Annotated in this window: 7 protein-coding genes and 1 pseudogene; all 8 read left to right on the top strand. The window is 65.2% G+C overall.

Going from position 1 to position 7,203, the window contains the following annotated elements:
- The first annotated feature begins 166 nt into the window (after positions 1-166).
- Positions 167-592, top strand: a complete 426-nt coding sequence (ndk, locus tag B2W70_RS13280) for a nucleoside-diphosphate kinase (protein ID WP_058086190.1) — start codon at positions 167-169, stop codon at positions 590-592.
- A gap of 43 nt (positions 593-635) precedes the next feature.
- On the top strand, positions 636-1,781 hold the full coding sequence (rlmN, locus tag B2W70_RS13275; protein ID WP_286746348.1) for a 23S rRNA (adenine(2503)-C(2))-methyltransferase RlmN: 1,146 nt from the start codon (positions 636-638) through the stop codon (positions 1,779-1,781).
- A 54-nt stretch (positions 1,782-1,835) separates the two neighbouring features.
- Positions 1,836-2,660: a type IV pilus biogenesis/stability protein PilW gene (pilW, locus tag B2W70_RS13270; protein ID WP_286746346.1), complete on the top strand. Its 825-nt coding sequence runs from the start codon at positions 1,836-1,838 to the stop codon at positions 2,658-2,660.
- The gene (locus B2W70_RS13265) at positions 2,653-3,648 is read left to right on the top strand and encodes a helix-turn-helix domain-containing protein (RefSeq protein WP_286746344.1); all 996 of its coding nucleotides are present in this window, start codon (positions 2,653-2,655) and stop codon (positions 3,646-3,648) included. The genes pilW and B2W70_RS13265 overlap by 8 nt, the downstream gene beginning before the upstream one ends.
- Complete coding sequence (gene ispG / locus B2W70_RS13260) at positions 3,645-4,916, top strand: flavodoxin-dependent (E)-4-hydroxy-3-methylbut-2-enyl-diphosphate synthase (RefSeq protein WP_286746342.1); 1,272 nt, start codon at positions 3,645-3,647, stop codon at positions 4,914-4,916. Before B2W70_RS13265 ends, ispG begins: the two co-directional genes overlap by 4 nt.
- Positions 4,917-4,962: 46 nt before the next feature.
- On the top strand, positions 4,963-6,255 hold the full coding sequence (gene hisS, locus B2W70_RS13255; RefSeq protein WP_286746337.1) for a histidine--tRNA ligase: 1,293 nt from the start codon (positions 4,963-4,965) through the stop codon (positions 6,253-6,255).
- 38 nt (positions 6,256-6,293) lie between these two features.
- Positions 6,294-6,986 carry a YfgM family protein gene (locus tag B2W70_RS13250; RefSeq protein WP_286746335.1) on the top strand — a complete coding sequence of 231 codons (693 nt, stop codon included), beginning with the start codon at positions 6,294-6,296 and terminating at the stop codon, positions 6,984-6,986.
- 33 nt (positions 6,987-7,019) lie between these two features.
- Positions 7,020-7,203 (top strand): annotated as a pseudogene (locus tag B2W70_RS13245) (hypothetical protein); the annotation flags it as partial.

The raw sequence follows: 7,203 nt of genomic DNA, 5'->3' as shown, positions 1-7,203 counted from the left end.
GTCGCGGCAACCGGGGCGGTGGCGGTGGCGGCGGTGGTCGCCGCGGTCGCCGTTGACCGCACACCCGCAGGTCGGGTGCGTGGATCATGGGCTGCGTGCCAGTGATTGACGCATTCGAGCAGTACAATCTAGGGTTTTGCCCTTATCAGTTGAACCTGGAGAAACCATGGCCATCGAACGCACCCTCTCGATCATCAAGCCCGACGCCGTTGCCAAGAATGTCATCGGCCAAATCATCGCCCGCTTCGAAGGCGCCGGCCTGAAGGTCGCCGCTGCCAAGCTGGTGCAACTGTCGCGCGCTGAAGCCGAGCAGTTCTACGCTGTCCACAAGGAGCGTCCCTTCTTCAAGGACCTGGTCGACTTCATGATCTCCGGCCCCGTGTTCGTGCAAGTGCTCGAAGGCGAAGGCGCCATCCTGAAGAACCGCGACCTGATGGGCGCCACCGACCCCAAGAAGGCCGCTGCCGGCACCATCCGCGCTGACTTCGCCGAGTCGATCGACGCCAACGCCGTGCACGGCTCCGACGCCGCCGAAACCGCTGCCGTCGAAGTTGCCTTCTTCTTCCCCGGCCTGAACGTCTACAGCCGCTGAGCGGTTGCAACGTCCGCCTTCGTCCAGTCATCAAGTGGTTCCCATGAGCGATCGTGTCAACCTGCTTGATTTCGACCTGGACTGTATGGCGGCGTTCTGCGAGCAACTGGGTGAAAAGCGCTTCCGCGCCACCCAGTTGTTTCGCTGGATCCATCAAAAAGGCGCATCCGATTTCGATCAGATGTCCGACTTGGCCAAGTCCCTGCGCGGCAAGCTGCAAGGCAAGGCCGTGATCGAAAGCCTGAGCGTCATCAGCGAGCATGTGTCGTCGGACGGCACGGTGAAATGGCTCTTCGATGTCGGGCAGGGCAACGCGGTCGAAAGCGTTTTCATCCCAGAAGACGATCGTGGCACTTTGTGTGTGTCTTCCCAGGCAGGCTGTGCCGTGGGGTGCCGCTTTTGCTCAACCGGGCACCAGGGTTTCAGCCGCAACCTGAGCACCGGTGAAATCATTGCCCAGCTCTGGTTTGCCGAACACACGCTGCGCAAGCGCTTCAATACCACCGAACGTGTCATCAGCAACGTCGTCATGATGGGCATGGGCGAGCCGCTGCAAAACTACGCAGCGCTGGTTCCAGCCTTGAAGACCATGCTGGACGACCATGGCTATGGCCTGTCGCGTCGCCGGGTCACGGTGTCCACCTCGGGTGTGGTGCCCATGATCGAGCGCTTGCAGCGCGACTGCCCGGTGGCGCTGGCCGTTTCCTTGCACGCATCCAACGATGCCCTGCGCGATCAGCTTGTGCCGCTGAATCGCAAGTACCCCATTGATGAATTGCTGGCTGCCTGCAAAGGCTACCTGGCGGATGCGCCGCGCGATTTCATCACCTTTGAATACTGCATGCTCGACGGCGTCAACGACAGCGACGAGCACGCACGTGAACTGATCGCCCTGGTGCGCGATCGCTTGCATTGCAAGTTCAACCTGATCCCGTTCAACCCGTTCCCGGCGTCCGGGCTGCATCGTTCCAAAAACGAGCGTGTGCAGGCTTTTGCGCGCATCCTGGCCGATGCCGGCATCGTTACCACCGTCCGCAAAACCCGTGGTGACGACATCGATGCGGCGTGCGGCCAGCTGGCCGGCGAGGTGCAGGACCGCACACGCGCAGAGCAGCGCATGTTGCGTCAGCCTGTCGTGGTGCATCCCGTTGCCGTGTCTTCGTCCCCCAACAAACCCCAGGGGCGATGAGCCGCGGCCAGCCTCGCTCGCGCCTAAACTGTGCGTCCTGAAGGAGACCGCCGCATGACGAAGACGAGTTCAGCGTGGAGGGCCAAGGGCCTGTCCGCCTGTCTGCTGCTGATGAGCTTGCTGGGGCTGCATGGGTGTGCTGGCCAGATGCCCGCAGCGCCCCGTGATGGCCAGGACATCGTCACCGCCTCCGATGAGGGCGATCTGCGTCGCCGTGCACGCATCCGACTGGAGCTGGCGTCCACCTACTACAGCCAGGGGCAGTTCACCACCGCCCTGGATGAGCTCAAGCAAGCCATCGCCATCGACCCGCGCCTGCCAGCCGCGCATGAGATGCGGGCTCTGATTTATGACGCGATGGGTGATGCCACCCGTGCCGATGAGAGCTTCCGTCAAGCCCTGGCCGTGGACCCGAACAACGGCAGCGTGCTTCACAACAACGCATGGTCGCTGTGTCGTCGTGGGCAGTACCAGGCTGCGGACGCCTTGTTCGCGCGTGCGGCTGCGCTGCCGCAGTCCGGACTTGGCTCCAAGACCTTGCTGGCCCGCGGCGTCTGCCAGCAGCGCGCCGGCGACCTGAAGGCGGCCGAAATCACCTTGCTGCAGGCCTACGAGCTCGATCCGAGCAGCCCGGCAACGGCCTTCAACCTGGCCTCTGTGTTGCTGAAGGAAGGTGAACTCGATCGAGCACGCTTCTACATCCGCCGCGTCAACAACGTTCCCTCCCAGGTGACGGCGGAGTCGCTGTGGTTGGCCGCGAGGGTGGAGCACCGCCTGGGCAACTTCAATGGTCGCGACGACCTGGCCGAACAGTTGCGCCGGCGCTTCACCGGTACCCGCGAGGCCACGGCACTGGAACTGGGGCGATTCGATGAGTGAGAGCCCGTCGCCCATCGGCTTGAGCGTTCCGGACGCCAGCGCACGCGCGCCGGGTGAGCTCTTGCGTGCTGCCCGCGAGGCTCAGGGCTTGAGCCTCGATCACTTGGCGGCCACCCTCAAAGTCACGCCGGCCAAATTGGCTGCTCTGGAGGAAGGTCGCCTCGATCAGTTGCCCGATGCCAGTTTCGCGCGCGCGCTGGCCCAGACGGTGTGCCGCGTCCTCAAAATCGATCCGACAGCGGTGCTGGCTGGGTTGCCGGCCGCCCGCGTGGCACCCTTGGCTGGAGACAAGCCTGCGCTGAATCAGCCGTTCAAGGAAACGCGACTGGCGCCCAAGATGTTCGAGGGTGGCGGTGCTGGCGGTTGGTCGCGCTTGCTGCGCCCACAATGGCTGGCGCCAATGCTGTTGCTGCTGGCGGCTGCGGTCATCTACTTGTTGCCCGAGTCGTTCGAGTGGCCCCGCTGGCAGGGTGCGGGCCATCCTGTCGGGGCCGACTCGCAGGCATCGGCCCCAGAGCAAACAGCGGATGGCGTCTTGCCCCAGCCGGCTGCGTCGGACGCCCTGGTGCTGGATCCTGCAGCGTCGGCTGCGCCTGCGGCTTCGCAAGCTTCGTCCGAGCAGCCCGCGAGCGAGGCATCTGCGGCCGGCTTCGTGACGCCGACCACGAGCCCATTGCCTGCGACAGCGGCTTCCATTCCTGCGCAGGCCCTGCCTTCGACCTCGATCACGCAGTCACCGGCCGTCGCCGCAGATGGCCCGGTTTTCTTGTCCGTGACGGAAGACTCGTGGGTCGAGGTCATCGACGGCTCAGGCAACACGCGCCTGTCGCGCATTGTTCGCGCAGGTGAGTCGATGGCCATGGGCGGGGTGTCTCCCTGGCGCATGCGCATTGGCCATGCTGGAGGCGTGAAGGTTTCCATGCGTGGACAGCCGGTTGACCTGACACCTTTTACCCGCAACAACGTGGCCCGCCTTGAACTGAAATGACGCTGGCGAACTGCACCCTCATCGACGTGGCCCAGCCGGCCGCGCGCCGCTCCCGCCAGGCCCGCGTGGTCTGGGGCTCCCGCGTGGTCACCATTGGTGGCGACGCCCCTGTGCGCGTGCAGTCGATGACCAACACCGACACAGTCGATGTCATCGGCACCGCCATCCAGGTCAAGGAACTGGCCCTGGCCGGCTCCGAGCTGGTGCGCATCACCGTCAACAACGAAGAAGCCGCCAAGGCCGTGCCGCACATCCGCGAGCAGCTCGACCGCATGGGCATCGACGTGCCGCTGGTGGGCGATTTCCACTACAACGGCCACCGCCTGCTGACCGATCACCCGGCCTGCGCCGAGGCCCTGTCCAAGTACCGCATCAACCCAGGTAACGTGGGCAAGGGCGACAAGAAGGACCGCCAGTTCGCGCAGATGATCGAAGCCGCCATGCGCTTCGACAAGCCCGTGCGCATCGGCGTGAACTGGGGCAGCCTCGACCAGGAGCTGCTGGCCACGCTGATGGACGAAAACGCCCGCAGCGCCGACCCTTGGGATGCCAAACAGGTCATGTACCAGTCGCTGATCAGCTCGGCACTGCAGTCGGCCAACCTGGCGGTTGAGCTGGGCATGAAGCCCGAGCAGGTCATCCTCTCGTGCAAGGTCAGCGGCGTGCAGGACCTGGTGAGCGTCTACCGCGGACTGGCCGCGCGCTGCGACTTCCCGCTGCACCTGGGCCTGACCGAAGCCGGCATGGGTGCCAAGGGCACGGTGGCCTCGGCCGCGGCCCTGTCCATCCTGCTGCAAGAAGGCATCGGCGACACGATTCGCGTGTCGCTCACGCCGCAGCCGGGTGAGGCCCGCACGCAGGAGGTGGTCGTCACCTTGGAGATTTTGCAAGCGCTGGGCCTTCGCGCCTTCGTGCCCAGCGTCACCGCCTGCCCCGGCTGTGGTCGCACGACCAGCACCACTTTTCAGGAGCTGGCCAAGCAGATCGACGACCACCTGCGCGCGCAGATGCCGGTCTGGCGCAAGCAGTACCCAGGCGTCGAAAACCTCAAGGTGGCCGTCATGGGCTGCATAGTCAATGGCCCGGGTGAGAGCAAGCACGCCGACATCGGCATCAGCCTGCCGGGCAACGGTGAGGCGCCCGCCGCGCCCGTCTTCATCGACGGTGAAAAGGCCATGACCCTGCGCGGTGACCGCATCGCGCAGGAGTTCCACGAGATCGTGCAGAACTACATCGAGCGCCGGTTCGGTCAGACCCAGTCGGCCTGACCTCGGCGCGCCCCACAAGAACAACGAGAAGAAGCATTCCCCAGACATGGCCGAACAGCTCAAAGCCATCAAAGGCATGAACGACATCCTGCCGCCGGAATCGGCGCGCTGGGAGTGGCTGGAAGACAAGGTGCGGCAACTGATGCGCCGCTATGGCTTCCAGAACATGCGCACGCCCATCGTCGAGCCCACGGCCCTGTTCGTGCGCGGCCTGGGCGAGGTCACCGACATCGTCGAGAAGGAGATGTACTCCTTCGAGGACAGCCTCAACGGCGACAAGCTCACGCTGCGCCCCGAAGGCACGGCCGGCGCGGTGCGCGCCATCAACGAACACAGCTTTTTGTACGAAGGCGGCAAGCGCCTGTACTACATCGGCCCCATGTTCCGTCACGAGCGCCCGCAAAAAGGCCGCTACCGCCAGTTCCACCAGGTGGGTGCCGAGGTGCTGGGTTTTGCCGGCCCCGATGTCGACGCCGAACTCATCTTGATGACGGCCGCCCTGTGGCGCGACCTCGGCTTGAAGGTGGGCGACGACGTCTCCCTGCAGCTCAACAGCCTGGGTCAGCCCGAAGAGCGCCAGGCCCATCGCCAGGCCCTGATCGCGCACCTCGAAGCCCACGCCGATTTGTTGGACGAGGAGGCCAAGCGCCGCCTGCACACCAATCCACTGCGCATCCTCGACACCAAGAACCCGGCCATGCAGCCCGTGGTCGAGGCCGCGCCCAAATTGATCGACTTCCTGGGCGAGGCCTCGCTGGCCCACTTCAACGCGGTCAAGGCCGTGCTCGATGCATCGGGCGTGCCCTACGAGGTCAACACGCGCCTGGTGCGCGGCATGGACTACTACAACCTGACCGTCTTCGAGTGGGTCACGACCCGCCTGGGCTCGCAAGGCACGGTCTGCGGCGGTGGCCGCTACGACGGCCTGATCGAGCAACTAGGCGGCAAGCCCAACCCGGCCGTGGGCTGGGGCCTGGGCATGGAGCGCCTGCTGCTGCTGCTCGAAGAGGTCGGCACGCTGCCGGCCCCGGCCACGCCTGACGCCTTCGCCGTCGTCTTCCCCGGCGTGCCCCTGGCTCCGGTGATGGTGGCCCTCGAAGGCCTGCGCGCAGCCGGCGTCAGCGTCGTGCTAAACCCCGCGGGCAAAGAAGGCCCAGCCAGCCCCAAGTCGCAGTTCAAGAAAGCCGACGCCAGCGGCGCGCGCTTTGCCCTGGTGTTTGGCTCCGATGAGGTTGCCCGTGGCGAGGTGTCAGTCAAGCCCCTGCGCGAAGGTGGTGAACAGGTGCTGCGACAGCTGGCCACTGTGGCCGATTGGGCTGACACCTTGCAAGCCCGCTGAGCCGGTCATAATCCCGAGATTCCATCCGACGACACAACATGGCCACCTTCGACCTCGAACAGCAGGAACAACTTGACCAGGTCAAGCACTTCTGGAAGCAGTACGGCAACCTGATCACCTGGACCCTGGTGCTGGTGCTGGGCGCCTACGCGGCCTGGACCGGTTACCTGTACTGGCAGCAAAAGCGCTCGCAAGGCGCCACCGGCCTGTATGACGAACTCGACAAGGCTGCCGTGGAGCGCAATGCCGATCGCGTCCGCCAGGCCTTTGGAGACCTCAAGTCGCAATACGCTGGAACGACCGCGGCAGAGCAGGGCGCTTTGCTGGCAGCCAAGGTCGAGGCCGATGCGGGCAAGGCCGATGAAGCCCGCGCCACCCTGCAGTGGTTGGTTGATTCCGGCAAGAACGAAGGCCTGGTCGCCGTGGCTCGCTTGCGCCTGGCGGGCATGCAGCTCGACGCCAAGCAGTTCGACGATGCGCTCAAGACGCTTGGCGCCAAGGTGCCCGACGAGTACGCCGCCTTGGTGGCCGACCGGCGTGGGGACGTGTTCCTGGCGCAGGGCAAGAACAAGGAAGCCATCGAAGCCTTTCAGATTGCCTGGAAAGGCTTGGAGCCGACGGTCGAGTACCGCCGATTCATCGAAGGCAAGCTGACCGTGCTGGGTGCTCCTCCGGAGCCCCTGAAAACACCCGGTACGCCTGCCTTGCCCACCGCTCCCGCTGCGCGCTGATCGCGACTCAGCGTTTCTCGCGAAGCCTCACTCATGGATCGCCGCAACGTGACCCTCCCCATCCGCCTTATCAGTCATTTCGCCGCGCTGGCCCTGCTCGGCGCTTTGACGGCCTGTGGATCCAGCAAACCCGAGCCAGCCCCGCTGGAGTCTCTGGACGCTCAGTCCGCCTCGGCACGAGCCACGATCGCCTGGTCCGCCCGCATTGGCGAGGTGG

Origin of the sequence: Aquabacterium sp. UBA2148, assembly GCF_002328915.1 — a bacterium.
Lineage (GTDB): Bacteria > Pseudomonadota > Gammaproteobacteria > Burkholderiales > Burkholderiaceae_C > Aquabacterium > Aquabacterium parvum.
The sequence above is the reverse complement of the archived record's forward strand: the minus strand, read 5'-3'. Positions and strand labels throughout refer to the sequence as shown.

Coding starts and splice junctions, on each gene's coding strand:
- ndk (WP_058086190.1), top strand. CDS start 167: ATGGCCATCGAACGCACCCTCTCGATCATCAAGCCCGACGCCGTTGCC.
- rlmN (WP_286746348.1), top strand. CDS start 636: ATGAGCGATCGTGTCAACCTGCTTGATTTCGACCTGGACTGTATGGCG.
- pilW (WP_286746346.1), top strand. CDS start 1,836: ATGACGAAGACGAGTTCAGCGTGGAGGGCCAAGGGCCTGTCCGCCTGT.
- B2W70_RS13265 (WP_286746344.1), top strand. CDS start 2,653: ATGAGTGAGAGCCCGTCGCCCATCGGCTTGAGCGTTCCGGACGCCAGC.
- ispG (WP_286746342.1), top strand. CDS start 3,645: ATGACGCTGGCGAACTGCACCCTCATCGACGTGGCCCAGCCGGCCGCG.
- hisS (WP_286746337.1), top strand. CDS start 4,963: ATGGCCGAACAGCTCAAAGCCATCAAAGGCATGAACGACATCCTGCCG.
- B2W70_RS13250 (WP_286746335.1), top strand. CDS start 6,294: ATGGCCACCTTCGACCTCGAACAGCAGGAACAACTTGACCAGGTCAAG.